Origin of the sequence: Sorangium sp. So ce836 (assembly GCF_028553905.1) — a bacterium.
GTDB classification, from domain to species: domain Bacteria; phylum Myxococcota_A; class Polyangia; order Polyangiales; family Polyangiaceae; genus Sorangium; species Sorangium cellulosum_D.
The window spans coordinates 7,384,467-7,411,459 of record NZ_CP102233.1; the positions used below are offsets into that span (position 1 = coordinate 7,384,467).

At 70.9% G+C, this 26,993-nt stretch carries 14 protein-coding genes and 2 pseudogenes; 7 read left to right on the plus strand and 9 right to left on the minus strand.

The window, feature by feature from the left end:
* Positions 1–46: 46 nt before the first annotated feature.
* The 4 genes from NQZ70_RS26530 to NQZ70_RS26545 form a co-directional block, all read right to left on the minus strand.
* Entirely contained in the window at positions 47–4,237 is a 4,191-nt protein-coding gene (locus tag NQZ70_RS26530; RefSeq protein ID WP_129576700.1) for an AAA family ATPase, read from the minus strand.
* A 137-nt stretch (positions 4,238–4,374) separates the two neighbouring features.
* On the minus strand, positions 4,375–4,773 hold the full coding sequence (locus NQZ70_RS26535; RefSeq protein ID WP_237244080.1) for a nuclear transport factor 2 family protein: 399 nt from the start codon (positions 4,771–4,773) through the stop codon (positions 4,375–4,377).
* A gap of 112 nt (positions 4,774–4,885) precedes the next feature.
* Positions 4,886–10,315 (minus strand): type I polyketide synthase, encoded by a 5,430-nt coding sequence (locus tag NQZ70_RS26540; protein WP_020737863.1) that lies wholly within the window; start codon positions 10,313–10,315, stop codon positions 4,886–4,888.
* On the minus strand, positions 10,302–15,524 hold the full coding sequence (locus tag NQZ70_RS26545) for a non-ribosomal peptide synthetase (protein ID WP_129576702.1): 5,223 nt from the start codon (positions 15,522–15,524) through the stop codon (positions 10,302–10,304). Before NQZ70_RS26545 ends, NQZ70_RS26540 begins: the two co-directional genes overlap by 14 nt.
* Positions 15,525–16,126: 602 nt before the next feature.
* Between NQZ70_RS26545 and NQZ70_RS26550 the strand changes: the two genes are divergently transcribed.
* Positions 16,127–16,549 (plus strand): transposase, encoded by a 423-nt coding sequence (locus NQZ70_RS26550; protein WP_165374180.1) that lies wholly within the window; start codon positions 16,127–16,129, stop codon positions 16,547–16,549.
* Entirely contained in the window at positions 16,539–16,952 is a 414-nt protein-coding gene (locus tag NQZ70_RS26555; protein WP_129576704.1) for a transposase, read from the plus strand. The genes NQZ70_RS26550 and NQZ70_RS26555 overlap by 11 nt, the downstream gene beginning before the upstream one ends.
* Here NQZ70_RS26555 and NQZ70_RS53435 read toward each other — a convergent pair.
* Positions 16,900–17,502: a transposase gene (locus NQZ70_RS53435; protein ID WP_408022439.1), complete on the minus strand. Its 603-nt coding sequence runs from the start codon at positions 17,500–17,502 to the stop codon at positions 16,900–16,902. The two genes, NQZ70_RS26555 and NQZ70_RS53435, sit on opposite strands and share 53 nt — an antisense overlap.
* Here NQZ70_RS53435 and NQZ70_RS26560 point away from each other — a divergent pair.
* Entirely contained in the window at positions 17,466–17,603 is a 138-nt protein-coding gene (locus NQZ70_RS26560; protein ID WP_237244081.1) for a hypothetical protein, read from the plus strand. The genes NQZ70_RS53435 and NQZ70_RS26560 overlap by 37 nt on opposite strands.
* Here NQZ70_RS26560 and NQZ70_RS53440 read toward each other — a convergent pair.
* Positions 17,565–17,720 (minus strand): annotated as a pseudogene (locus NQZ70_RS53440) (hypothetical protein); the annotation flags it as partial. The gene NQZ70_RS26560 and the pseudogene NQZ70_RS53440 sit on opposite strands and share 39 nt — an antisense overlap.
* Positions 17,721–17,833: 113 nt before the next feature.
* On the opposite strand from NQZ70_RS53440, the pseudogene NQZ70_RS26565 reads away from it, so the two are divergent.
* The 3 genes and pseudogenes from NQZ70_RS26565 to NQZ70_RS53445 all read left to right on the plus strand — a co-directional run.
* Positions 17,834–18,019 (plus strand): annotated as a pseudogene (locus tag NQZ70_RS26565) (sigma factor-like helix-turn-helix DNA-binding protein); the annotation flags it as partial.
* Complete coding sequence (locus NQZ70_RS26570; protein WP_207218010.1) at positions 18,016–18,642, plus strand: JAB domain-containing protein; 627 nt, start codon at positions 18,016–18,018, stop codon at positions 18,640–18,642. The pseudogene NQZ70_RS26565 and the gene NQZ70_RS26570, both read left to right, overlap by 4 nt.
* A 356-nt stretch (positions 18,643–18,998) precedes the next feature.
* Positions 18,999–19,289 (plus strand): glycoside hydrolase family 30 beta sandwich domain-containing protein, encoded by a 291-nt coding sequence (locus tag NQZ70_RS53445; RefSeq protein WP_408022440.1) that lies wholly within the window; start codon positions 18,999–19,001, stop codon positions 19,287–19,289.
* A gap of 25 nt (positions 19,290–19,314) precedes the next feature.
* Here the strand turns inward: NQZ70_RS53445 and NQZ70_RS26575 are convergent, their stop codons facing one another.
* Positions 19,315–20,499: a hypothetical protein gene (locus NQZ70_RS26575; protein WP_129576707.1), complete on the minus strand. Its 1,185-nt coding sequence runs from the start codon at positions 20,497–20,499 to the stop codon at positions 19,315–19,317.
* Positions 20,500–22,055: 1,556 nt separating this feature from the next.
* On the minus strand, positions 22,056–23,252 hold the full coding sequence (locus tag NQZ70_RS26580) for an IS110 family transposase (RefSeq protein ID WP_129572584.1): 1,197 nt from the start codon (positions 23,250–23,252) through the stop codon (positions 22,056–22,058).
* 518 nt (positions 23,253–23,770) lie between these two features.
* Between NQZ70_RS26580 and NQZ70_RS26585 the strand changes: the two genes are divergently transcribed.
* Entirely contained in the window at positions 23,771–24,082 is a 312-nt protein-coding gene (locus NQZ70_RS26585) for a hypothetical protein (protein ID WP_129576709.1), read from the plus strand.
* A 154-nt stretch (positions 24,083–24,236) separates the two neighbouring features.
* Here the strand turns inward: NQZ70_RS26585 and NQZ70_RS26590 are convergent, their stop codons facing one another.
* Complete coding sequence (locus NQZ70_RS26590; protein ID WP_129576710.1) at positions 24,237–26,945, minus strand: kelch repeat-containing protein; 2,709 nt, start codon at positions 26,943–26,945, stop codon at positions 24,237–24,239.
* Positions 26,946–26,993 lie beyond the last annotated feature (48 nt).

The following is a 26,993-nucleotide window of genomic DNA, read 5'->3' on the forward strand; positions in this document are numbered from 1 at the left end:
ACGCCGCGCCGCCACACCACGCCGGTGCGGCGGCGCGGCCCGCGCCTCACGTGGGGACGTCGCTCGACTCCGCCAGATCCCGGAGCGCCCTCTCGCTCCGGCGCAGCGCCTCCTCGGTCCGCTGGACCTTCAGCGCCTCCTGCTCCAGCTCGCCGCGGAGCACGGTGTTCTGCAGCGACAGCGCGGCCAGGAACTCGAGGAGCGGCAGCCGGCGCAGGATGAACGCGCCGTGGACCAGCCGGTTCTCCAGGTAGAGGAGGCCGCCCACCTCGCCGGGGTTCTTCATGAGCGGCATGCACAGCACCGACTTCGGCCGCTCGCGCACGAGGTACTCGTCCCCGGCGAAGGCGCCGCTCGCCCCGACGTCGCTGAGCACCACCCGCTCCCGCGTCCGCTCGACATAGTTGACGATCGACGCCGGGACGCGGGTCGCGAGCGGCGCCGTGCTCCGCTCGTACACGCGGATGCTGATGCCGTCGCGGTCCACCACGGCCTCGGCGGCGAGCCGCAGGCCGTCCCCGATGAGCAGGAGACAGCACCGCTCCGCCCCCTCGTGCTCGACGACGAGCCGCATGAGCGACTCCATCATCTCCTTCGGCGTCATGTCGCTCGAGAGCGACCGCGAGACCTTCACCGCGGTCTGCGCGTCGATGGCCTCCGCCGCCATCGTCATGACGCCGCTGCTCGTCGCGCGGCGCTGCTCCTGGTTCAGGACGAGCGCATGCCGCTGCTCGAGCTGCCTCACCTTCTCGCTCGCGCCCCAGCGCGAGTACGACGCCACCGCCTCCCGCAGGTAGAGCCCCGGCAGGCCGCTGTAGCCGCGATCCAGGTAGAACCGGGCGGCGAGCTCGCTCGCGAGCGCCTCCTGGTGGATGAACCGGGACTCGCGGAAGGCCACGATCGCCTTATCGTAGAGCGCCGCGGCCTCGTCGTGCCTGCCGTCGACGCGCGCGCGCTCCGCCGCTACGAGCGCGTGTTTGCCGGCGAAGTTGTCGGGGCAACTCTCGGCCCAGACGCGCAGCTGCTCCTCGTGGCCGGCGAGCGATCGCCGGAGCCCGGCCTGCTCCTCGGCCGGGGCCCCGGAGAAGCGGGCCGCCCGGGCGAGGGCGCCGAAGTAGTGGTACTCGGCCGAGAACAACATCCCGTTGCCCCCCGAGATGTTGCGCTCCGCCTTCTCCGCGGCCAGGGCCGCCTCGTCGGGGTTGGAGGCCAGGAGGTGCTGCGCGGTCTTCATCACGTAATGGACGAGCCGCACGCTCGGGAAGCTCTCCTTCTCGAGGCGGTCCTCGAACGCCTGCTCGTCGAAGTCGTCCGCGCTCATCGTGCCGAGGTGGCGCGTGGCGCCCCTCATCGCCTGGACCAGGCGCAGCATGCTCGTCACGGCGTCCGCGGCGAACGTGATCTTCGCCTTCGTCGCGTAGTCGAGCGCGCTCACCGCGCCCTTGTACGCCTCCTCGATCGGGTCGCCCCGCACGATCACGTTCAGGGTGAGCTGGATGTTGCTGAAGCTCCCCCACGTCAGGTTCCCGACCTCGTTCGCGGCCTGGATGCTCACGCGCTGGCAGGCGATCCCGGTGTCGATGTGGCGCGTCCAGACCGAGATCAGACAGCCATAGAGGTTGGCCACCTCGGGCTTGTAGACGAGCGCGTTCATCTTCTCGGTCAGCTCGTAGCCCACCCTGCCGATCCTGTCGCCGTCCTGGTACGCGCCGAGCTTCTGGCAGAGCGCCTTGCCGAGGCACGTGTACCCGATGCCGGTCGGCTCCGCGTTGCCGTGGAGCAGGCTGAGCCGGACCATCTGGCAGACCAGGAGGTCGTTGAGGTTCGGATCGGTGTAGAAGGTCGAGGCGTACATCACGGCCATCACGCCCATCGCCGCGAGCATCGGCGGCGCCGTCATCCTCGGCTGGCCGAGGATCTCGTCGGCCGTGCGATCGCGGAGCGCGTCGCGCAGCGCCGTGATCTCCGCGACAACCTCCTCGTCGGCCGGCTGCCTCCCGAGCTTGATGCCGAGCAGCGCGAGGCACTCCAGCCCGACGCCGATGCACGCGTCGTGCTCGGACCGGGCCATGTGGTTCTGCATCAGGACGCGGTAGGCCGCCGCCTTGTCGAGCTGCGTGCGCGCGCGCTCGAGGAGCACCGAGCAGAGGTCGATGGACCGATCGAACTCCCCGTTCACGCACGCGCTCTCGGCGAGATCGAGGTGCAGCGCGAAGGCGAGCAGATCGTCGGCTCCCGCCCAGTCGTCCTCCCCGATCAGCGCGCAGCCCGCGGCGAAGTAGGCCACCGCGGAGCCGTAGGCCCCGGAGGCCCTCGCCTTCCTGCCGGCGCGGAGGTTCAGCTCAGCCGTCCTGCGCCGCTCGCCCGGATCGGTGATGAAGGAGGCGCCGATGTTCAGCTGGTTCGTGATCTCGAACAGCCGGTCCTCCAGCGCCTCCTCCGGCGTCTGGACGAGCAGCAGGCGCCCGATGCGCAGGTGCGTCGAGGCGTGGTTGCCCTCGCGGATGAGCAGGTACGCGGCCTGCTGCACGCGGTCGTGGAGGAACTTGTACGTGCTGCCTCGGCGCGCCACGAGCCCCTCGCGGATGGCCGGGGAGATGGCGGCGTGCGTCGTCTCGGTCGACTCGCCGTACATGGCCGAGAGGACCTCGGCGTCGAAGCGGGCGCCGAGGCACGCGGCGAGGGAGAGGACCCGCTGCGTCTCGCCGTCCAGCCGCCTGAGGCGGCCCAGCACCAGGTCGACGACGTTGTCGGTCAGGTTCTGCGCGGCGATGGCCTCGATGTTCCAGCACCAGACGGCGCTCACGGGATCGACCCAGACCAGCTTCTGGCGATAGAGCTCCGTCAGGAACTGGCCCACGAAGAACGGGTTGCCGCCCGTCCGCTGGACGAGGAGCCTGGTGAGCTGAGCCCCCAGCTCGTCCTCGCAGCGGAAGGTGTCCATGACGAGCTCGAGGACGTTCTCGTGCGGGAGCGGGTCGAGGCTGAGCGTCGAGACGCGCGCGCCCGTGGCGTGGATCTGCCGGAGCACCTCCATGAGCGGGTGCGACGGGGTCACCTCGTTGTCGCGGTACGCCCCGATCACGAGCAGGTGCCGCTTCTCGGGCGCCGCGACGACGTCGCGGATGAGCCTCAGGCTGGCGGGATCTGCCCACTGCAGGTCGTCCACGAACAGCACGAGCGGGTGCCGCTTGCGCGCGACCACGCCGAGGAACGCATGGAACACGCGGACGAAGCGGCTGCGCGCCTCGTTCGGCGCGAGCGGCGGCACCGGCGGCTGCTCGCCGAGGATCAGCGAGAGCTGCGGGATGATGTCGATGATGACCCGCCCCTCCTCGCCGAGCGCGTCGCTCAACCGGTGCTTCCACCCCGCGAGCGACTGCGGGCTCTCCGTCAGGATCTGCCGGACGAGCTCCCCGAACGCCTGGGCGATCGTGCGGTAGGGGATGTCGCGCTGGAGCTGATCGAACTTCCCGGAGATGAACGCCCCGCGCTCGCGGACGATGGGCGCCTGCACCTCCTTCACGAGCGAGGTCTTCCCGACGCCCGAGTACCCGGCGACGAGCACGAGCTCGGCCGTGCCCGTGGCGACCACACGCTCGAACGCCTTGAGCAGGATCGCGCGCTCGCGCCTCCTGCCGTAGATCTTCGTCGGGAGCTGCAGCCGGTCCGGGATGTCGGCCGTCCCGAGCGGGAACGAGTCGATCATCCCGAGCTCCTCCAGCTCGGTCTGGCACATGAGGAGATCCGACCAGAGCCCGCGGGCGGTCTGATAACGCTCCTCCGGAGACTTCGCGAGGAGCTTCATCACGATCTCGGAGACGATCCGGGGCACGTCATGCACCAGCTCCGCGAGCGGCACAGGGGCCCTCGCGATGTGGGCGTGCGCCCACGCGGGCGCGTCCTCGGCGTCGAGCGGCAGCTTGCCGGAGAGCAGCTCGTACAGCGTGACGCCGAGCGAGTAGAGATCGGCGCGCTCGTCGATCGGCCAGTCGACGCGGCCCGTCCGCTCCGGCGCGATGTAGGGCAGCGACTCCGGGTTGATCTTCGTCTCGTCGGAGAGGCCGACATCGCCGCGCACCACGGCCAGCCCACCGTCGAGCGACACCTCCCCGCTCTCCGGGTGCACGGAGAGGTTCGCGGGGCGGATGTCCAGGTGAAGGGTGCCTGACTTATGAAGTTTCGACAGCGCAGATGCGATCTGCACCGCGTGCGTGAGGAACCGGCGAAGATCCATGAGAGCCCTGGTGATCGTCGATAGGACGATCCTGAGTGTACGGTACTCGAAGCAGGATCCATGTCAACGTTTTCTCCGGCCTCGCCGGCGAGGCGCCGGCCGCCGGAGCGCTTCGACCCGCTCGGCGCGGACGTCGATCACGACGCGCCATGGATCCTCGTCGTGTGGTGCACGAGGGCTTTCCATTCACCGCCCTTGAGCTCCCAGACCGCGGTGAAGGCGATGGTGTTATCGAGCTTGACACCGCCCTTGAGCTCGGCGCGCGAGCGGTAGACGCCGCTCACGATAGCGACGTCCCCGCCGACGATACGCACGTCGCACTGCCGGAGCTCCTGCGTGTACGTCAACATGCTGTCGACGAGCTTCAGGTACTCGTCCTTGCCGCGCTGCACTCCGTTGTAATCGACGTACCGCCAGCCTTCGGCCAGGTGGCGATCGAGGAAGCCGTAGTCCTTGACGGCCCCCACCGCCTTCGTCCACGCCTTGAGGAGCGCGACGTGCTCCTCTCTCGCCTGCTCCGCGGTGATCTTCGACATTCTCCACCTCCGTCGCGCGCCCTGGCCGCACTCGAGCCCGCGCGACCGCGCGGGGGCGCCGCCGTCGCCGCTCCACACCCATGGTAAAGAGCCCGCCGGCCGGGCGTCAACATCAGCCCTGATGTCCCGCCGCCTCGAGGGCCGCGCGCAGATGATCGGCCATGACTTGCACGTTCGGCGGCAAATTCATGGTGATGTGATTGCCCGGGACCTCGTGGACAGTGAGCTGGCCCTGGATCAAATCGAGCCATCCCCGCGCCGGGTTGTTCACGGTCATGGCGTCGCGCTCGCTCGCCTCGAAGAAGAGCACGTCACCCGGGTAGGGGCGGGGGACGTAGCGCAGCATCGCCTGCAGGTTGGCGGTGACGATCTTGCGGAACGTGGCGAGCTCCTGGAGCGCCAGCTTCGGGAACATCCGGGAGACACCCTTCTTGCGCTGGAGCACGTGGAGCAGCTGCTCGTCCGGGGAGAGGTGCCGGATCTCCTCCGCGGGGACGGGGAGACTCGCATCGCCGCTGATCAGGTAGGCGAGGCGCTCGGGGGTGTCGAGATCCTCGGGGAACACCGCCGAGGGCGCGGGCGTGTCGATCATCATGAGAAGCGCGACGCGCTCGCCCCCGGAGATGAGCTGGTGCGCCATCTCGAAGGCGACGACCCCGCCGAAGGACGACCCGCCGAGCACGTAGGGGCCCTCCGGCTGGATGTGCCGCCGTACCGCCTCGAGGTAGCGCGCGGCCATCTCCTCGACGCGGGTCAAGGGCGGCGCCTTGCCTTCGATGCCCTGCGCCTGCAGCCCGTACACGGGCTGCGCCGGGTCCAGGCAGGTGGCGAGATCGTGGTAGAAGTAAACGTGCCCTCCGACCGGGTGCATCAGGAAGAGCGGCCGCCCGGTGCCGGGCTTGATCCGCACGAGCGACGCGGGCAAGAGGCGCGCGGGAGAGCGCCTCGACAGCGAGGTGGATGAGGGCGAGTCGGACTGCGCGATGAGGTCGGCCAGGGCCGCCACGGTCGGCGCGTTGAGCAGGCTGTGGCCGGGGAGATCCATGTTCACGACGCTGCGCAGCCGGGAGATGAGCTGGACGGCGAGCAGCGAGTCGCCGCCGAGCGCGAAGAAGTCGTCGTGGACGCCGATCCGCTCGATGCCGAACAGCTTCTCCCACGTCTCGGCGACGGCGCGCTCCAGCGGATCGCGCGGCGCCACGTAGGCCGTGCCGAGGTCGGGCCGCGGGTGGACCGATCTCGGGATGCCCTCGGACTCGACGTCCCGCGAGGGCGGCGCGATCGAGCTGGCCGAGGGGCGCTGCTTAGCCTGCGCTTCCCGCTTCAGGACCAGGACGTGGGGCGTGGGGCTCGTGAGGACGCGCATCCAGGCGTCGAGCGCCTCGTCGCGCGAGATCCCCTCCTCCGCGGCGGCCGCGCCGCCCTCGCTCGAGTCGGCCGCGGGCTCGGGATCCTTGCCGCGCGAGGCGTCCTGCCGCTGCCACGGGTCCCACTCGATCGCGATCGTGAGCGGGCCGTCACCGGCGGCCCGCCGCTGCGCGAAGGCGCCGAGGAAGGCGGTCGCGGCGCACTGGCCCGCGAGGCCCGCCCCGCGGGCGCCCGCGGTCCGCGCGGCGCACAGCGCGACGAAATCGGGCCGGAGGCCCCGGAGTGACTCGTCGAGGACGAGCGCGCCGTCGAGCTTCGGGGCGAGGAGCGCCTCGCCCTCCTCGCGCGTCATGCGCTGGAGGGGCACGGCGCGGCGGGCGCCCGCCGCGTGGATCACGCCGTCGATCCGCCCGAAGCGCTGGAGCCCCTCGGCCACCGCGCGCTGCATGTCGTCGAGCCGCGTGACGTCGGCCGTCACGAGCAGCACCTCGGCGCCCAGCCGCTCCATCTCGAGCACCGCGCCGATCTTGCGGCGTAGCGCGTCGAAGGCGCCCGCGCCGGCGAGGCCGTCCCAGGCCTCCCGGGGCGGGAGCGCCGTCCGGCCCGCGAGCACGAGCTTCGCGCGCGCGACCTTCGCGAGGTGCTCCGCGAGGGCGGAGCCGACGGCCCCGAGCCCGCCGGCGATCAGGTAGACGCCGCCCTCCCGGAGGCGCGGCGGCAGGCCCTCGGCGCGGTCCATGCGCGCGGGCTCGAAGATCCGGACCCAGCGCTCCCCGTTCCGGTAGGCGATGACGGGCTCGGTCTGCTCCAGCGTGACCTCGGCGAGGAGCTGGTCGATGAGCCTCGCCTCCTGCAGCGTCCGCGGCTCCGGCAGGTCGATGTCGACGCTGATGCACGAGACGTTCGGGTACGCCCTGGGGATGGCCTCGCACGGGCCGAGCAGCGTGGCCTTCTCGGGGCAGAGCACGGCCGCGTCGGTCACCTTCTGCATGTGGCTCGTCACGACGCCGAGCCGCACCTCGTCGCGAATCCCCGCGTCGCCGATCCCCTGGGCCAGCGCGACGAGGCTGGCAAACCCGAGCCGCTGGGCCTCCGCGAGGCGGCCGGCGTCGAGCGGCGCGCGCGCGGGCTTGGTCACGCCCCACAGGAACATGATGCGCGAGGGGGACACGCCCGCCGCGCGCAGCGCGCCGAAGAGGGACGCGTGGTCCGCGCGGCTCGCGGGGGCGACGGTGAACTCGCCCTCGCCCGTCTCGGCGAAGCCCTCGCCCGGCCGCACGGTGATGACCTTGTAGCCGTCCCGGCGGAGCCGCATCTCCATCCGGGCGCCCAGCCCGTAGCTGTCGGCGAAGACGACGCAGCACTGCGCCCTGGCCGGCCGGGCCGACGCCTTCATCGACCCCGACAGCACCGAGCGCTTCCAGGCCAGGAGGTGGATCAGGCCGGCCGGCTCCGGCGCGCTGCGCGCCGGCCGGCGCGCGGCGCTCGAGGGCGGGTCGATCCAGTACCGCTTCCGCTCGAACGGGTAGGTCGGCAGGGGCACGCGCCGGCGGGGCTCGTGGGTGTAGAAGCCCGACCAGTCGACGCGGACGCCGGAGAGCCAGAGCTGGCCCAGCGTCTCCAGCAGGAACCCGATGTCGGACTGGCGGTGGTGGACGTGCCGGATCGACGAGAGCATCACCCGGCGGGCGCCCCGCGCGGGGTGCTGCTTGGCCAGGGTCGCGAGCACCCGGCCCGGGCCGACCTCGAGCAGGGCGCGCGTCGGATCGGCGAGCACCTCGCCGAGCCCCGCCATGAAGCGCACCGGCTCGCGCACGTGCCTCGCCCAGTACCCGGGGTCCTGCGCGTCGGCCGCGGACAGCCAGGTGCCGGTGACGTTCGACGCGATCGGGATCTTCGGGGCGCTCGGGCGCGCGCGGGCCACGATCGCGGTGAACGACGCGAGCATCGGCTCCATCATCCGGGAGTGGAACGCGTGCGACGTCTGGAGGCGCGTGCACTCCAGCTCGCGCTCGGCGAAGAGCCGGTCGGAGAGCGCCTCGACGGCGTCCTCGGGCCCGGCCACGACGCAGGCGGCCGGCCCGTTGACGGCCGCGAGCGAGAGCGCGCCGCCCCCCTCGTCGAGCAGCGGCTGCACCTCGGCCTCGGGCAGCGGGACCGCGAGCATCGCGCCCGGCGGCATCTCCTGCATCAGCTTGCCCCGCCGGGCGACGATCTTCAGCGCGTCCTCCAGCGAGAAGACGCCCGCGAGGCAGGCCGCGACGTACTCGCCGAGGCTGTGGCCGATCATCGCCGCGGGCCGGATGCCCCACTCCATCCAGAGCGTGGCGAGCGCGTACTCGATCACAAAGAGCGCGGGCTGGGCGAAGCGCGTCTGCTTGAGCAGCTCCGCGGCCGCCGCCTCCCGCCCCGGGGGCGGGTAGATCACCTCGCGGAGATCGAACCCGAGCTCGGGCTGGAGCATGGCCGCGCAGAGATCGACGCCGGCGCAGAACGTGGGCTCCCGCTCGTACAGCTCCCGCGCCATGCCGGCGTACTGCGTGCCCTGCCCCGGGAACATGAGGACGACCGGGCGATCGATGGCCTCCTCGACGTGCGCGAGGACCCGCCGCTCCCCGAGCGTCGACAGCAGGCTCACCGCCTCGTCTGCGTCGTTGCAGACGAGCATGCGCCGGTGCGGGAACGTCTTGCGGCCGACCTGGAGCGTGAACGCGACGTCCGGCAGGCTGACGTCCGGGTGCGCCTTGAGGTACCCGACGAGGTTCTCGGTGATCGTGTCGAGCGCGGTCCTCGTGCGGGCGGAGAGCAGGAGGAGCTGCCAGGACCGCCCGCCGGGCGCCGCCGCCGCGTGGGGCGCCTCCTCGAGGATGGCGTGGGCGTTGGTGCCGCCGATGCCGAACGAGCTCACGCCGGCGCGGCGGGGCCCGTCGCCGGGCTCCCAGTCCGCGAGCGCCGCGTTGACGTAGAACGGGCTGTTCGCGAAGTCGATCTCCGGGTTCGGCGTCTTGAAGTGCAGGCTGGCCGGGATCTGCCGGTGGCGGAGCGCCTGCACGACCTTGATCACGCCGGTGATGCCGGCGGCGACGTCGAGGTGCCCGACGTTCGGCTTGACCGAGCCGAGCGCGCACCAGCCCTTGCGCTGGCCGCGGGACCGGGCGCGGAACGCCCGGGTGAGCGCCGCGACCTCGATGGGATCCCCGAGGCGCGTGCCGGTGCCGTGGGCCTCCACGTAGCTGATCGTCTCGGGATCGGTGTTCGCCATCGCCAGGGCCTGCGCGATGACCTGCGCCTGCCCCTCCACGCCCGGCGCGGTGAACCCGATCTTGCCCGAGCCGTCGTTGTTGACGGCCGAGCCCCGGATCACCGCCTCGATGTGATCGCCGCTGTCGAGGGCGTCCTCGAGCCGGCGCAGCACGATGACGCCCGCGCCGTTGCCGACCACCGTCCCCTGCGCCTCGGCGTCGAACGCGCGGCAGCGCCCGTCGGGCGAGAGGATCATGCCGTGCCGGTACAGGTAACCCGACCGCGTGGGGACGTTGATGGCCACGCCGCCGGCCAGCGCCATGTCGCACTGGTAGGTGAGCAGCGCCTGGCAGGCCATGTGGACGGCCACGAGCGAGGTGGAACAGGCGGTCTGGACCGCGACGCTCGGCCCGCGGAGGTTCAGCTTGTACGAGGTCCGCGTGGGCAGGAAGTCCTTGTCGTTGGCGACGTAGACTTGATAGTCCATCGCCTTCCTGAGCTCGTGGTTCGGGTAAAGGTTGCTCAGGAAGTACGTGTCGTGGCCGCTCGCGCCCGCGTAGACGCCGATGGTCCCCTTGAACGCCTCGGGGTTGTACCCGGCGTGCTCGAGCGCCTCCCACGCGCACTCCAGGAAGAAGCGGTGCTGCGGATCCAGGATCTCGGCCTCTCGCGGGGTCATCCCGAAGAAGGCCGCGTCGAACCACTCCACCTCGTCGAGCACGGCCCGCGCGCGGACGTAGCTCGGGTCCGAGGCCACCTCCGGGGGCACGCCCGCCGCGGCGAGATCCTGATCCGAGAGCGCCGCGATCGACTCGACCCCATCGCGCAGGTTCTGCCAGAAAGCGTCGACGCTCCTCGCGCCCGGGAAGCGGCCGGCCATCCCGATGATCGCGATTTGGTCCTCCGGGACGGGTTGATCAAGCGGATCCATTCTGTCTGCTCTTGGCTGCCTGCTTCTTTCGTTTCAGGATCTCTCGCTGTTTCAGCGCCCGGGCGTTGGCCTCCGAGAGGTCGCTCCCGCCGCCGCTGCCGCTCGCGAGGAACGCGGCGAGATCGGTGACCGTCGGGCGCGCGAACACATCGACGATGGAGAGATCGCTGCCGAACGACTCCCGGACGCGCTCGTGGAGGCGCATCAGGAGCAGCGAGTGGCCGCCCAGATCGAAGAAGTTGTCCTGCACGCTCACGCGCTCGATGCCGAGGACGTCCTGCCATATCGCGGTGAGCCGCTCCTCGAGCGAGCTCCGCGGCGCCACCATGGGCGCGCTCTCGGGGCGGAGCTCGACGGGGGCCGGCAGGGCGCGGCGGTCCACCTTGCCGTTGCCCGTGAGGGGCAGCGCGTCGAGCAGCACGATGGCCGAGGGGTGCATGTAGTCGGGCAGCCGCCGCTGCGCGTGATCGCGGATCGCACGCTCGAGCCCGCCGGTCGGATCCGCCATGAACGGGCGCGCGCGGGCCCCGGCTTGCGCGGGCGGCGCCGCGGCCCTGCCGCCGTGCGGGACGACGTACGCCACGAGGCGCCGGTCGCCCGAGCGCGCCGGCTGCGCCACCACGACCACCTCGCGCACGGCCGGGTGCTCGCCGAGGACCACCTCGATCTCGCCGAGCTCGATCCGGTAACCGCGGACCTTGACCTGCTGATCCATGCGGCCGAGGAACTCGAGCTGCCCGTCCGGCATCAGGCGGACGCGATCGCCGGTCCGGTACAGCCGCCCTCCCGGCTCGCCGCCGATGGGATCGTGGATGAACCGCTCCGCGGTGAGCTCCGGCAGATCGAGGTAGCCGCGCGCGAGGCCCTCTCCGCCGATGCAGAGCTCCCCGGGGACGCCGACCGGGACCTCGTTGAGATCCCGGTCGAGCACGTGCACCCTCGTGCCGGGGATCGGGCTTCCGATGGGCACCGTGTGGCCGACCGGGCGCTCCACCGCGGCGCAGCAGGCGAACGTCGCGGCCTCCGTGGGCCCGTAGCCGTTGATCATCCGGCACCCCGGGAGCTCGGCGAGGACCCGGTTGACGTGCTGCGGGGACAGGACGTCCCCCCCGGCCACGATCTGGCGCAGGCCGCGCAGCGCCGTGATCCGATCGTCCACGAGGAGGTGGAAGACGCCGGCGGTGAGCCACACCGTGGTCACCCCGTGCTGCCGGATCACGCGATCCAGGTCGTCGAGCGACGCGGGCGCGGGGGGCATGACGACCAGCCGGCCGCCGTTGAGGAGCGCGCCCCAGATCTCGAACTGCGACGTGTCGAAGGAGATCGACGCGAGCTGCAGGAAGACCTCGTCCGGCGCGAAGCGCGCGTACGTCGTGCCCTTGACGAGCCGGGCCACGCCCCGGTGCGGCACGGCCACGCCCTTGGGCCGGCCGGTGGAGCCCGACGTGTACATGACATAGGCGAGTTGGTCCGGCGTCGCCAGCTCCGTCGGGTTGTCGTCGCGCGCCCGGCCGATCTCCTCGGGATCCGCGTCCAGGCAGAGGACGCGCGCGCGGCACCCCGGCAGCACCGCGCCGACGCGCACCTGGGTGAGCATCACGCGGACCCGGGCCTGCTCCAGCATGAACGCGAGGCGCTCGGTGGGGTAGGTCGGATCCAGGGGCACGAAGGCGAGGCCCGCCTTCAGCACGCCGAGGAGCGCGACGATCATCTCGATCGACCGGTACATGCACACGGCCACGCGGTCTTCGGGCGCGAGGGCGCCCTCGTCGGTGCGCGCGAGGGCCCCCTCGTCGGGGCCGGGCGCGGCCCCGGGCCCCGGCGCCCCCGGCGCGCGGAGGCCGAGCAGGGTGTGCGCGAGCTGGTTGGCCCGCCGGTTCAGCTCCCGGTAGGTGAGCGACGTGACGTTGCCCGCGCCGTCGTCGAAGACGACCGCGACGGCCTCGGGAGAGCGCTCGACCTGGGCCTCGAAGAGGCGGTGAATGCACGCGTCCGACCCGGGGCCGGCCGGGGCGGTGCCCCACGCGCGGAGCGCGCTCCGCTCCTCGGGCGTGAGCAGCGGCAGCGCCGAGAGGCGCAGATCGACGTCGCGCGACGCGCCCTCGAGCAGGGCCTCGTAGTGGCCCGCCATCCGCTCGATGGTGCGGGCGTCGAACAGCGCGGTGCTGTACTCGATGCGCCCGATGATGCCGTCCTCGCGCTCGTCGAGCTCCAGCATCAGGTCGAACTTGGACGCGCCCGTGTCCACGTCGAGCTGGCTCAGGGTCCAGCCCGGATCGAGCGCCGGCACGGGCGGCTCCAGCACGAAGGCGACCTGGAACAGCGGGTTCTGGCCGGGGACCCGCTTCGGCTGGAGCGCCTGCACGACGCTGGCGAACGGCACGTCCTGGTGCGAGAGCGCGGCCTGGCTCACCGCTCGCACGCGCCCGAGCAGCTGCCGGAACGTCGGGTCGCCGCGCAGGTCGGTGCGCAGCACGAGCGTGTTCAGGAAGAAGCCGAGGAGGTCCTCGGTCTCCGGCGGGTGGCGGCACGACGCGGACGTGCCCACGACGACCTCGTCCTGCCGCGCGTACCGGTAGAGCATCGCCTTGAAGGCCGAGAGCAGGACCACGAAGAGCGTGACGCCCTGCTCCCTGGCCAGCGCCTTCAGCCGGAGCGTGAGCTCCCGCGACAGGGCGACGCAGTGGCGGGCCCCCGCGAGGCTCGGGGCGGCCGGGCGCGGCCTGTCGGTCGGCAGCTCCAGGGTGGGCAGGTCGGCGAGCTGTCGCCTCCAGTAATCGAGCTGCGGCTGGAGGGCGCCGCTCAGCTGCTGCTCCCGCTGCCAGACCGCGTAATCGGCGTAGTGGATCGCGCGCTCGGGCAGCGGCGACGGCCTGCCCGCGGCGAACGCCTGGTAGAGCGCGTGGAGCTCCCTCGGGAGCGCGTCGAAGATGGAGACTCCATCCATCAGGATGTGGTGCACCACCACGAACAGCACGTGGTCGGCCTCGTCGAGCCGGACCAGCGTGGCCCGGAGCAGCGGGCCGCGGGCGAGATCGAACGGGCGCCGGGCCTCGTCTGTGGCGAGCGCGACGGCGCGCCCCCACCGCGCCTCGGCCGGCAGCGCGGTCAGCTCGACGACCGGCAGATCGAGCGGCGCCGGGGGCAGGATCTGCTGCACGGGCTCGCCGCCGACGACCGCGACGACGCTCCTCAGGATCTCGTGGCGCCTGAGGAGCTCGTCGAGGGCGCGCCCCAGGGCCGGGACGTCGAGGGGCCCGCGGAGGCGCAGGGAGAACGGCTCGTTGTAGAACAGCGCGCCCGGGTGGAGCGAGGCGTGGAGCCAGATCTGCCGCTGCCCGTGCGAGAGGGGGATGGGGCGGTCGCGCGGCGCAGGCCGGATGGCCGCGGCGGCCGGGCGCTGCTTCGGCCGGGGGAGCGACTCCACGAGCTCGGCCAGCGCGGCGACCGTGGGGGCGTCGCACAGGCTCTGCAGGGAGAGCTCGACGCCGAGCGCGCGGCGCAGCCGCGACAGCACCCGCGCGGCGAGCAGCGAGTGCGCCCCGAGGTCGAAGACGTCGTCGTGGACGCCGAGGTGCTCGATCCCGAGCGCCTCGGCCCACGCCGCGGCGATCGCCGCCTCGATCTGGTTGCGCGGCGCGAGGGGCTCGCCGTCGCCGCGATCGGGCCGGGCGGCGTCCGGCGGCGGCAGGGCCGCGCGGTCCACCTTCCCGCTGGGGCCGAGCGGCAGCGCGTCGAGCAGCACGAACGTCGACGGGATCATGACCTCGGGGAGGCTCTCGCGGAGGAAGCTGCGCAGCGCGGGCACGACGGCCCGGGGGGCGGCCGGGGGCGCGTCCGGCGCGTCCGGGCGCGCGACGACGTAGGCGACGAGGCGGCCCTCGCTGGCGACGGCCACCGCCGCGCGGACGGCGGGGTGGCGCCCAAGCGCGGCCTCGACCTCGCCGAGCTCGATGCGGTGGCCGCGGATCTTCACCTGCTGGTCGACGCGCCCGAGGAAGGCGAGATCGCCGTCGGGCAGGCGGCGCACCACGTCCCCCGTGCGGTAGAGCCGGGCCTCCGGGGTGGAGCTGAACGGATCGGGGACGAACCGCGCCGCCGTGAGCTCGGGCCGTCCCAGGTAGCTCCGGGCCAGCCCGGGTCCACCGAGGTAGAGCTCGCCGGCCTCGCCGTCCGGGACCGGGCGCATGGCATGGTCGAGCACGTAGCAGCGCGCGTTCCTGATCGGCCGGCCGATGGAGAGGGGCTCGCCGGGGTCCCGAACCGGGTCGAGCCCGTCCGCCATCGTGGCGCACACGGTGAACTCGGTGGGACCGTAGGCGTTGATGAACCTGCGCCCCTGCGCCCAGCGCGCGGCGAGGTCGGCCGGGCAGGTCTCGCCGGCGACGATGAGGGTCCGGAGCGCGGGCAGCGAGCGCTCCGCGCCCTCGGGGAAGGCGGCGAGCGCGGAGGGGGGGAAGGTCGCGATCGACACCTCCTCCGCGCGCATCCGATCGAGCAGCGCGGGCCCGGGGATCATCTCGGCCTGCGCCCCCATCACCAGGGTGCCTCCCCGGGCGAGCGTCATCGCGATCTCCCAGACCGACGCATCGAAGCTGAGGGACGCGAACTGGAGCACGCGGCAGCCCGGCGCCACGTCGAATCGCTCGGCCAGCGCGCGGGTGAGGTTGGTGAGGCCGCGGTGCGTCAGCAGCGTGCCCTTGGGCCTGCCGGTCGAGCCCGACGTGTAGATGACGTAGGCGAGGTCGTCGGGGCCCGTGGTGTCCGGCGGGTCCTCGCCGCTGAAGCCCGCGGTCAGATCGCGATCGCCGTCCAGGAGGACCACGCGCGCCCCGTGGCGCGGCAGCGACGGGAGCAGCCGCGCCTGGGTGAGCAGGACGGGCGCCCCGGCGTCCTCGAGCATGAAGGCGACCCGCTCCCGCGGGTACGCGGGGTCGACAGGGACATAGGCGCCGCCGGCCTTGAGCGCCGCGAGCAGCCCGATGAGCGCCTCCAGGGAGCGCTCGGCGCAGAGCGCGACGAGGACGTCGCGGCCGACGCCCAGGCTCCTCAGGTGGTGCGCGAGCTGGTTCGCGCGGCGATTCAGCTCCTGATAGGTGAGCCGGTCAGGGCCGAAGGATGCGGCCACGACGCCGGGCGTGCGCCCGGCCTGGAGCTCGAACGAGCGGTGAATGCTGGCGTCCTCGGAGCTGAAGTCGTGATAGGTCATGTCGTATGTGGTGGCAGGAGTCTCTTCAGGGGCAGAACATCAGCCGCCGTGTGCGAGCCCGAGCAGCGACGCGAGGGCGTCACGCATCTCGTTCAGAACCGTCCCAGGAGCACCGGAGTGAGCTCCAGGGCGGCAGCCGGTGACACGGGCGCGCCCCCGACGTTTCAGGGGCGCGGTCGGCACGGATACCATGCTGCATCACGCTGGTACTCACGCTTCGATGGGCGAGTCCATCGACGCCGTGGCAGGGTGACGGTCCACAATTCAAGGCTATTCGCAGCGCAGCCGATTACACACAACCGCGGAATGAAGGTCAAGCGGGACGTACGGCTTTTTTCGGCGTGGAGGGGCATGTGGTCGCGGCGCTGCGTCATGAGGCGATCGCTCCCGGCCGGCAGTCGTGGCCCGCGTGGCCCGCGTGGCCCGCGACGACCGCGCCGGGCTCGCACACCGCGACGGAGCCCGCCGCGAACGAGGCGTCGGGAGCACTCGTAATCAGGTGGTGATCGACGGCATTGGCACGGTCCTCGGTCATCCCAAGCGCCGAGAGGCGTTTGCGAGCTACACGCTGGGGCTTCTCAGCGATCTGGAACGCAAGAGCGTTGAGCCGATCGCCGCGTTGGGAGTGTGCCAACGATCCAAGTCGCCGGCGCGAAGCGCAGATCCCTGACGGCATTCAGTTCAAGAGCAAGGTGGATCTGGCACTCGACGCGATCGAGCGCGCTGCGGCCGACAACGTGCCGGGTCAGCTCGTGCTTGCGGACGCCGTCTACGGTCGCTCGGCAAAGTTTCGCGACACCGTGCGCCTGCTCGGCTTCGACTACCCCGTCGGTGTGGACTGGACGACGATGGTCGTCGCCCTCGGTCCTGGCGGGCGCTGGAACAAGACGCCCATGACAGCCGACGAGCTCGCGCGCAAGCTTGGCAAAAAGGCGTTTCGTCGGATCACATGGCGCGAAGGTACGGGCAAGAAGCTCGCGTCGCGGTTCGCCTTGCGCCGCGTTCGGCTCGCCAATGACGATTGACGATGGCATCCCGGTCGAGGAGCACGAACCGCTGTGGCTGCTCATCGAGTGGCCGTTCGGCGAAAGCGATCCCTCGAAGTTCGCGGTCACGACGCTGGGTACCAAGATGCCCAAGAAGCAGATCGTACGCCAGTACAAGGAGCGCTACCGAACTGAGCAGGCCTACGAAGAGATGAAGGGCGAGCTGGGGCTCGATCACTTCGAAGGGCGGCGATTCCGAGGCTCGCACCACCATGTTTCCGTCGTCCTGTGCTGTTACGCCTTCATCGTGGCCGAGCGTGATCGGTCTTTTTTTTCCCTCGGCAGACGCCGAAGGTCACGCCCACCCGCTCCGCTTCGCGGCCTGAGCGTCACTTCGCCGACTCGCTCGCGACCGTTCGCCGCGCGATCGCTCGCGCCTTGATCGCGTGGCTGCCTCGTTGCCCTGCGTGCCACCGCCCGCCGTTACGCCGCAGCGCGCATTGGTTCGTGTCCGCGCCGCGCTGACACAGTAGTGGTAGGCTCTTCTGGCTTCGCAGGGCGCGGTCCGATGCGCTTGCGCGCCAACGTGGGCGACTTGCCGAGGCGAGCACGCCAGCGTACTTGACGGTGTGAAAGCGCGGCGGCGGGACGCTGGCCGCGAGGCGGCACAGGAGCGAGAGCGGATCCATGTCCACCGCGACAGTCCCGTCAGCGAAGGCGCGCTTGAGCGAGAGCCGCACCAGGCCGTCCTGCTGCGGCTCGACGCGCTCCTTTGCGATCGGGGGTCGCAGCACGTAACGCAGCAGCGCCTCCCTCGCCGCGGCATGGTGCGCACCGGCGCGCGTCGCTGCGTGCAAGGTGAAGCCGTCGAGCGCAGCGCACAGCGGCTTGTCGTACGCGAGCGCGCTCGGAGAAGACGGCGAGAGCCCGCGGAGCCGTTGCGGGGCGACGACGTATGGCGCGGCTCTCGTCCCGAGACGGCGGAGGCACAGAGCGCTGCCTCGGGCTCGTCGTCCTCCTCGACGTCGTGCTCGATGTCGAGATGCCCGTGCCGCCGGAGGTAATGGAGCATCCGCCCGACGGCGTGCTCTAGGACCTGACCGACCTCGCCCGTTCGCAGGTGACCGAGTTCGTTCCACACGAGCTCGGTGCCGTCTTCGTGATAAGCCCCGTCGAGGAAGACCACGTGCAGATGCGGATTGAGCCGCATGTCGCCGGACGTGCGTTGCACGTCGGTCACCGCGCCGCTCTTGACCGCGCCGCACGCGCCTCGGCGCCCCCTCTCCCGAGGCCCGCCTCGTCGCCCGCGGCCTCCTCCGCGCCTTCCACCGTCTCCGCCCCGAGCTGCGCGAGATCCTGTCGCTCGCCGCCACCGGCCTTTCCTCGCTCGAGATCGCCGCCTCCCTCTCGCTCCCGCGCCCCACGGTCGCCACCCGCCTCCGCCTCGCGCGCCGCCTCTTCGCCCGCGCCCTCACCCGCTCTCGGAGGTGGCCCCGATGCGCCCGATGAGCCGCGCCCCCGTCGACGCCCCCGCCGAGACGGCGGCCGAGCTGCCGACCGCGACCGAGGCCGCCCTCCTCGAGATGGTGCTCGGCCTGCCCGGCGTCGGCCCGCGCATCCTCGGCACGGCCGCTCTCCCCTCGCTCGGTCGCCTCTCGCCCGCCGCCCTCGCCGAGCGCACCCAGATCGCGCTCGGTGACGCGACCCGCCTCGCCGCCGCCTTCGAGCTCGGCCGCCGCACCCACGCCGCCCGCGCGCGCCGGGGCGCGCTCCTCACCGACGCCGCCCGCGTGGCGCGCTACTTCGGCCCGAGGCTCGCCTCGCTGGTCCACGAGGAGCTCTGGATCGCCGCGCTCGACACCCACGGCCGCGTCCGCGAGACGCGCATGCTCGCCCGCGGCATCGACGACGGCCTCTACGTCGGCCGCTCCACCGTTCTGCGCACGGCGCTCGACATGGCAGCCCACAGCTTCGTCCTGGCCCATAACCACCCCAGCGGCGAACCGACGCCGACCCGCGAGGACGAAGACATGACCCTGGAGCTGCGCCACCTCTCCGAGGAACTGCACGTCCCGCTCACCGCCCACGTCATCGTCACGCCCAGCGGCCGCTACGCCGCCGTCCACGAGTAGGCCCCCGCGCGGCGCAGCGCCCCTGCGGCGGGGCGCCCAATCCCTGCGCATCCAGCCGCCGGCGCACCGCCCAGGCCGGCAGCCCCGCAAGCCCTCGGGCAGCGGCACGCGGCGGATAGGACAAGCAAACGCGTTCCGCAAAGTCAAGATTCTCGGAGCCGTTCCTGGCTCGTGCAGTCCGACTGTACGAGCTTATCGACAGAACGGGCCTTATGCGATCAGACAGGCCTTCCACTCGTGAAACGCCTGCGATTACCGCGACGTCGCACCAAGCGGAAGGCATCCTACCGTATAGCTGTACACTACTGGCACCAAGCGGAAGGCATCCTACCGTATAGCTGTACACTACTGGCTACATTCGCCCCGGCTACCACCGCGTCGCCGTCACCGGCGTCTTCCCAGAAAAGGTCCTCGTCAGCGCCTACGCAAACGACAGCGGCAAAGTCGTCGTCGTCGCCATCAACGAGACAACCTCCGCCCAGACCGTTCCCCTCGCCTTCGCAGGCGGCACCGCGCCAAGCGCGATGGTCCCCTTCGTGACCGCCGCTTCGAAGAACTGGGCCGAAGGAACTCCCGTCACCGTAACGGACGCCACGCTCCCGATGGCCCTCGAAGCCATGAGCGTGACGACGTTCGTGAGTCAGTGAAGCCTAGCCAGATCGGCCCCGTCGCTCAGGGGACCTTCATCAGGGCGTTCTGCTCTGCTTGCACGCGGCCATCGGTGCAGAACTTGCAGTTGTCGCCGTAGAAGAAGTTCCTGTTCGCTATGTCATCCATCAGATGAACGCGGAACCAGGCCGCGGCCGACGACAGGGACACGCCATTTGCGCCCTGATAGACCCAGCTACCGTGATCCGCGTTGAGCTCGTTGAGGAAAAACGCGGGCTGATCGGTGACCGTCTTGAAGACATTGTGGACCCCGCTGCATTTCACCGTGGAGTCGTTCCCCCCGCAGAAGAACAACATGGGGGTGTGCACTCCCTCGAGGGCACTGGTGCCGCAAATCGTGCCGAGGGCCGAGAAACGGGGATCGGAGGCCGTCTTGCAAGTCGACATGCCCCCATAGGAATGGCCAAGCTGGCCGATCTTCGTGGTGTCGAGGGCGTGATAGTACGGGCTGCTCGCATCCTCGGCTTGTTCCAAGATCCAATCGAGGCCCGCGGTCGTGGGAAGAGGATCGCCTTCGGCGGTCGCGGTGCTGAGAGAAGCCACCACGACGAAACCGTGGGACGCGAGATGGTTGACGATCGGTCCGTATTGTCCGCACCACTGATTGCTGCCGGCGTTGACGACGCATTTCGGCGGCTTCTGCTCCGGATTGTCCCGGTAGCCATTGGCCCAGATCAGGATCGGATGGCAGTGGCCGCTGGTTGCGATATTGCTCGGGCGGTACACGTTGAAGCGCTGTTGCTCGTCCCCATAGATCGGATCGGGAACGACGCCGGCGAGGGGGCCGACGTTCTTGTCTGCGGTGACCGAGAAGGGGCCCGTCTTGGTGGGATCGGCCGTGGGGAACGGGTCGCCGACGCAGCTACTGACCGAGCCGCCGCTACCGGTCGTGCCGCCGCTTCCGGCATTTCCTTGGCCGCCGCTGCCCGGTTGCCCGCCCGAAGCCGCGCCACCCGTGGCCCCACTCGAGCCGCCAGCCCCACCACTGGATGCGCCGCCGCTGGATGCGCCGCCGCTTTCGGCCGTTCCCCCAGAGCCCGTCGCACCACCGGAGGCCGTGCCCCCGCTGCCCGTCCCACCGCTGTCCGTGCCAACCGCGCCCCCGCTCGCGGCAGCGTCCCCATTCGATCCGTTACCACACGCCGCGGTGGAAACGCACACGCCCAAAGCCAGTAGCCAACGCCTCATGGTGACTCTGTCCTCGCCCAGCCGCTCAGCGTCGTCAAGCGCTTTGGCGGATAGGACAAGCAAACGCGTTCCGCAAAGTCAAGATTCTCGGAGCCGTTCCTGGCTCGTGCAGTCCGACTGTACGAGCTTATCGACAGAACGGGCCTTATGCGATCAGACAGGCCTTCCACTCGTGAAACGCCTGCGATTACCGCGACGTCGCACCAAGCGGAAGGCATCCTACCGTATAGCTGTACACTACTGGCACCAAGCGGAAGGCATCCTACCGTATAGCTGTACACTACTGAGCTCGTCCAAACGGCCGCCGTCGCGGTTCGCGGCGCGTCGTGATGGCCGGCGCACGCACCTCAGGGCAGACCTCCCCCCGGCCACGTCGTCGAGCAGCGTCCCTCCCCTTTCAGTTTCGTCACGCGGGGTCCGCCGGGTACCGCGCGCGGCACTCCAGCGGCTCGGCGAACAGACCGAGGTGGCTCAAGATCTTCCTCGCCGTCGCCTTGTCCGTGATCGCGGCCATGAGTCGCATCCGCCGCTGCATCGCGGGCACGCGAGAACATCTACTGCGTAAGTCCGCCGCAAAAGCTTCGCCCATTCGACGCGAGGCGACATCGCCAGAAGGAGCCCATCCAGCAGCCGATCAAGATGCCGGACCGAGATCCCCTCCGACACGAATCCAACATCAGCCCACGGCAGTACAGCGCCCAGCGCAGTCGACACCCGCTCGCGCTCGACCGCGCCATGCACCATCGTCAGCAGCGCCCCAACCGCCACGTCCCGAGCGCCTCGCTCCGACACTGCCGACGGCGCCGCCTCGCTTCGCTCGTCTGCGCGTGGGTAAAAGAAGCCGGATCGCAGCGCGAAGCGCGTAGGTAAAAGAAGCCGGATCGCAGCGCTAAGAAGTGTAGCGCAGTAAACCGAAAGGGCAGGCCGGGAGCGACCCCTTGGACGCGCTGAGCCTGGAAGCCGAGCTCCTCCGCCTGGGTGCGTGCGAAGAGGGCCGGGCCTGGGCCCGGGGCAAGGCGCTCGCCGAGGCCTGGGGCACCTGCGCCCGGGGGGATTGGCTCATGTGGCTGGCGGTCCGGGTGGGGGTGGACCGCAGGCGCATCGTCCTGGCCGCCTGCGCCTGCGCGCGGCTCACCCTCGAGCATGCCTTCGACGATGAGGCAGCCCTGAGGTCAAGGGCTTGAGCGCTCTCTTTGCGCGGCTGGCCGGCTTCGGCTCGGCAGCGGCGGCGCTCGGCGTCGTCAGTGCAGGTCGTTTCGGCATGGACATCTCCCTTCGCCCTGGTCGGGCGTCGTTCCGCTTGTGCTTGAGCGCCTCGTCGCGTCCGCAGGAGCGAGCTGTGGCTCGATCGACGATCCGCATTCACAGGCCGGCGGTCGCCCTGGTGGCCTGGATGCACACTGGGGTCCGAAACGGGACCGTGGAGGCGCATTCTAGGGGACGGCATGTTCGACCCACAGGCCGGTCACCCGGAAGGCTTCCGCGCTCATCCACGTGGCCCTCTTTCACGCTCCCAGCGTGACGCGCTCGTGGCGCACGTTCCCGTAGGGGGAAAGTCAGTGCATCGAGGCCCTCCTTGAGGTCGAGACCGGCCTCGACCGAGCCGTTGCCCGAGCGACGCCGAGTCCCTTGTCGATCGAGCGCTGCCGGCGGCGCGCCTTGGCCGCGGCCTCCTTCATGCTTTGCGCCTGCTGCTCGATCGACTGTGCTTGCAGCCGCAGGCCCTTGGCCGAAGCGACCGCTGCGCTCTGCGCATCGTAGACCATGCCGTCGCGCCACATGGCCCACAGCACCCCCGACAACCGCCGCGCCAGCGCCACGACCGCGACGTGGCGACCCCGGCGCTCATCGATGGCCTTTGCCCATCGGCGCAGCGGGTCGTCGCCGCTCTTGTGCCGCAGGATCGTGTGCGCGGCCTGCGTCAGCAGCGCGCGCAGATAGCCGTTGCCTTGCTTGGTGATCGAGCCCAGCCGCTGCTTGCCGCGCCCCCCGGAGGTGTCCTCCAGGGGGACCAGGCCGAGATAGGAGGCGAGCTGGTGGGCGTGGTGAAAGCGCTTGGCTTCGTCCACCACCGAGACGAACGCGGCAGCGACGACCAGCCCCACGCCGGGAGCCGTGGTCAGCCGCACGATCACCGGCTCGTGGGTGCACAGCTGCTCGAGCGCGGCATCGGCCAGCGCGATCTGAGGGGTGAGCATCTCCAGCGCTGTCACCAGAGGTCCAACGAGCTGGCGAGTCTCGGCCGGCAAGGCTGCCGCGCTCAGCACCGTGAGGAATCCCTCGGTGGTGCACCTCGCGAGCTTGTGTCCGCAAGCGCGCAGGATGCCGCGCACGGTAGTGACGTACTGGGCCCGCGTCTCAACCAACGCGCGCCGGACGGCCAGCTGGTGGCGAATGGCCCGCCGGTGAGGCGACAGCACGTGTGCGAGTGGAATGCCCCCGCGCTCGACGGCGCGCGCTAACGCCTCGGCATCAAGGCGGTCATTCTTGCGGCCGTGCTGGCCGATGCCGAGCTGACGAGCTCGCGTGGTGTCGACGACCAGCACGTCGTGACCCCAGTCGCGCAGCTTGTCGTGCACCGCCCAGGCCTCGCGGCAGGCCTCGATCGCCACCCGGGCCGGCGAGGACGACGGGCCGAGGAGATCCTGCAGCGAATCCAGCGAGCGAACCGTGCGCCGTAGCACCACGGCCCCGCCCGCCACCTCGCAGAATGAGATCTCATGGACCCCCAGATCCAGCGCTACACTTCGCATGGCTGACCTCTCCTGGGCCCCCGTCTTCTGCGTCCTCGAACGCGTGGGGGTGCCCGCAGGCAACCCTGCAGGCGAGAGGTCAGCCACATTGCTCGCTGCTCCGAGCGGCTCTTTCTTGCTCGCTCCTCTCCGGAGCCTGGAGCCCCCGCCGGAGGCCTCCGTCCGCCCATCGCCCGCAGCTTTGTCCGGCTGGAGCGCGCAGGGGGAGTCAAGGGCGGCGGAGCCGGCGAGCTCCGCTCGCGAACCCTTGACGCCTCCGAGCACTCCAGCACCCTCGGCTGCCGATGGGCCGACCTCCACGGTGCGGCGGGCTGTCTTCGCAGGCCCCGCCGCGCGAACGCGTCGAGCAGAGGCTTGGGTCGGTACGGTCGGCATCATGGGTCCAGGCGCGCCGTGGGCTGCCTCATTCCATCTAGGAGGAGCAGAAGCTGCACCGGGGACTCGAGGCCGCCGAGCAGTGGGCCCGCGGGGAACAGGGGGCCAGCCTGGAGACCCTGAGGCTCGCGGCGAGCGATGCGATGGACCTCGCCCGCTTCGCGGACTGCGATGCCGGCTACTGTGGCACCGTCTATCCGGAGGGGGCCATCTGCGCGGCCTATGCCGCCGCCCATGCGGCCAACCTCGCGTTCGTGGTGGATGACCCCGTGGAGAACGCCTACAAACCCATCGTGAAAGCCGCCGCGGCCGCGGGGCAGGTCGCCTCCCGGATGGGAGCGGATCCAGAGGCCGCCAAGGCCCAAGTCTTCGCGCAGTGCGCCGACCTCGTGCGCGAGGTCGTCCCCCTCGCGGTGGTGGCCTCGCTCCTGACGGGCTTGGCGAATGGCCGCTGAGCTCTTCAGCTCCGAGGGTGTGGGGGATCCGCAGGGCGGTGGAGGAGGCGGAGGCGCGTAAGCAGGCCTGAGCTTTCCGCCCCGTCCGGGGCCGACCATGCAGCGAGGGGACGTCGAGGGTCCTCGCGACGGTCGGCCCCGGCGCCGGGCAGCGTCAGGGGGTGTAGAACTCAGGCCTCGACACGGTGTTGCCGCTGCTGTCGATGCCACCGACGGCCAGCACCCTGCCGTCGAAGAGCAAGACTGCTCCATGCCCGTAACGGGGGTATTTCATGTCCGCGAGCGGGATGCAATCGTTGGTTGCGGGATCGAAGAGGACCGGTTTCGCCCAAGTGAGGTTGCCACTGGTAGTCTGCCTCCCTCCTGCGATCAACACCGTGCCGTTGCTGAGCTTCGTCAGGGTATGATCGTAGCGAGCGCCGACAAGCTCCCCCGTCAGATGCGTCCAGGAATCGGATCCCGGGTTGTACACCGAGGGGACCGTGGTCGAGCCAACCGCCAGCACGTCGCCGTTGTTGAGCACGACCGCGTCAAAATCGCGGCGGGAGATCGGCATTGCGGCTGCAGGCGTCCAGGTATTGGTTCCTGGATCGTAGATCTCGACTGAGCTCAGCGACCCCCCGGCGTTCGTGCCTCCCGCGACGAGCACCTGGCCGCTCTGGAGCAGCACCGCCACGTGCCCTGCGCGCTCGACCGACATGTCCGGGCGCGCGAGCCAGGAGCTGGTCGAGGGATCGAAGACCGCGGTGGTCTTCAGGTAGGTCGCGGGACTGGAGCCAGCCTGTATCCCTCCCGTGATAAGCACCTTGCCGTCGAGGAGCCGCGTCGCGGTGTGCTTGAAGCGTTTGGGGTTCGGGGCCGAGGTGGAGCCCGCGGTCGCCCAGGTGTTGGTGGAGGCGTCGAACAGCTCGGCGTTCGCGGAAGTGGGGCTGGCAGAGCTCCCCACCACCAGGACCTTCGAGTTCGCCAGCAGCGTCGCGGTGTGACCCACGCGGGGCGCGGTCAGCGACCCGGTCGCTGTCCAGGCATCGGTCGTCGGGTTGTACACCGCGGCGCTCGTGTCCCCCACGGCGCCACCCACGGCGAGCACCCGGCCATCGCTCAGCCGCGTCACGGTCGGCCTGGCGCGCGTGGGCGCCATCGGCGACAGGCTCGTCCACTTCTTGCCCTGCGGGTCGTAGAGCTCGGCGCTCGACTTCGCCACGAAGCTCAGGCCTACGAGTTCGAAGCCGCCCGCGACGAGCACCTTGCCGGTCGAGAGCAGCGTCGCGGTGTGGCTGATGCGGACGGTGCTCATCCCTTCCTCGACCTCTTCCCAGGTATTACCCACGGGATCGTAGACCTCGGCGCTCGAGGAGCCACCGGAGCTGACTGGGTCCATGCCGCCAGCCACGAATACCCTGCCGTCGCTCAGCCGCGTCGCGGTGTGCCAGTAGCGGCCAAGACCCATCGGCGTGACTGACGTCCAGTCGGACGACCCCGGGTTGAAGATCTCGGCGCTCGTCGTGATGCCGGAGCTGGTGGAGCCGCCGACGACGAGCACCCTGCCGTCCAGGAGCTGTGTCGCCGTGTGCGAGCTGCGGGCGACGGACATCGGCTGGGCCGACAGGGGCGGCAGCCAGGTGTTGTTCACCGCGTCGTAGATGTCGACGCTGCTCAGGTTCCCGACGCTGTTGCTCCCGCCGACGACGAGCACGTTACCATTCGGGAGCTGCGTCGCGGTGTGATACTTGCGCTGCGCGCCCATCGTTCCGGCGGACGTCCAGGTGTTGTTCGCCGGGTTGTAGAGCTGGGCGCTCGCCAGGTAGGTGCTGCCGCTGGTATACCCGCCGGCGATCAGCACCTTACCGCTCGAGAGCAGCGTCGCGGTATGATTGCGCCGGCCCGTGCCCATCGTTCCGGCAGGCCCCCAGGTGTTGTTCGTCGGGTCGTAGAGCTCGGCGGTCGACACGTAGGTGCCGCTGCCGGCATACCCGCCGGCGATCAGCACCCGACCGTCCAGGAGACGCGTCGCGGTGTGATCCTCCCGTACCGCGGTCATTGAACCAGCGGACGTCCAGGCATTGAGGAGCGGATCGTACAGCTCGGCGCTCCCCAGCGTGCCGCTGCCGCCGTACCCACCCACGATCAGCACCTTGCCGTTCCCGAGCTCCGTGGCGGTGTGGGAGTAGCGCGCTGTGCTCATGTTGGGACTCGGCGCCCATATCGGGTCGACCAGCACCTCCTCGCCGCCCGCGTCGACCCAGAGCGCGATCCTCGCGCCGCGCACCTCGAGCCGCACCGGGACCTGCCGCCCGCCGCTCGCGTACGCCACTGGCGCCGTCACACGCAGCCGCGCCACGCCGTCCGCGGCGGCGACATCGACCGCGTCGCCGTCCTGTCGCAGCGTCGCGCCGCTGACCTCCCACTCGGCCGCCGGTGCGTCGCCGTTCGCCACGCCCGCGTCGAGCAGCAGCCACTCCTCGTAGCCGGCGTCGACCGCGGACCAGAACGACGTCCCGCCTTGCCGCCGGTACGCGACGGCGCGCTCGACGACGGCGCCCTCGCCCTCGGCGTCGATCTCGCGCACGCCCACCTCGAAGCCGCCGGGAAGATGGAAGCGGACCTCGCCTTCCCCGCGCTCGGGCAGGCTGGCGTGCAGCCCGCCGCGGCGCTCGAACAGCTCCGCGAGGCCCCGGCTCGAATCGCCGGTCGAGGCGATCGTGAACCCGTCGTCCACGGCGACGAACGCGTTGCTGCCCTCGAGCACCTCTGCGGCCTGCTCAGGGAAGCGGAGGCGCAGATCGTCACCCGATGGCGGCGAGCTGTCCTGTGCGCAGCCGAGGACGCTCAGGGAGAGCGCTCCGGCGAGGAGCGATGTCATCCATGTGAAGCATGCCAATGGCAGGCTTTGAGCCCGGATACGGATATG

Excerpts from the sequence above, each read along its gene's own strand:
- NQZ70_RS26530 (WP_129576700.1), bottom strand. The coding sequence starts at position 4,237 with ATGGATCTTCGCCGGTTCCTCACGCACGCGGTGCAGATCGCATCTGCG.
- NQZ70_RS26535 (WP_237244080.1), bottom strand. The coding sequence starts at position 4,773 with ATGTCGAAGATCACCGCGGAGCAGGCGAGAGAGGAGCACGTCGCGCTC.
- NQZ70_RS26540 (WP_020737863.1), bottom strand. The coding sequence starts at position 10,315 with ATGGATCCGCTTGATCAACCCGTCCCGGAGGACCAAATCGCGATCATC.
- NQZ70_RS26545 (WP_129576702.1), bottom strand. The coding sequence starts at position 15,524 with ATGACCTATCACGACTTCAGCTCCGAGGACGCCAGCATTCACCGCTCG.
- NQZ70_RS26555 (WP_129576704.1), top strand. The coding sequence starts at position 16,539 with ATGACGATTGACGATGGCATCCCGGTCGAGGAGCACGAACCGCTGTGG.
- NQZ70_RS26560 (WP_237244081.1), top strand. The coding sequence starts at position 17,466 with ATGGCGCGGCTCTCGTCCCGAGACGGCGGAGGCACAGAGCGCTGCCTC.
- NQZ70_RS26570 (WP_207218010.1), top strand. The coding sequence starts at position 18,016 with ATGAGCCGCGCCCCCGTCGACGCCCCCGCCGAGACGGCGGCCGAGCTG.
- NQZ70_RS26575 (WP_129576707.1), bottom strand. The coding sequence starts at position 20,499 with ATGAGGCGTTGGCTACTGGCTTTGGGCGTGTGCGTTTCCACCGCGGCG.
- NQZ70_RS26580 (WP_129572584.1), bottom strand. The coding sequence starts at position 23,252 with ATGCGAAGTGTAGCGCTGGATCTGGGGGTCCATGAGATCTCATTCTGC.
- NQZ70_RS26585 (WP_129576709.1), top strand. The coding sequence starts at position 23,771 with ATGGACCTCGCCCGCTTCGCGGACTGCGATGCCGGCTACTGTGGCACC.
- NQZ70_RS26590 (WP_129576710.1), bottom strand. The coding sequence starts at position 26,945 with ATGACATCGCTCCTCGCCGGAGCGCTCTCCCTGAGCGTCCTCGGCTGC.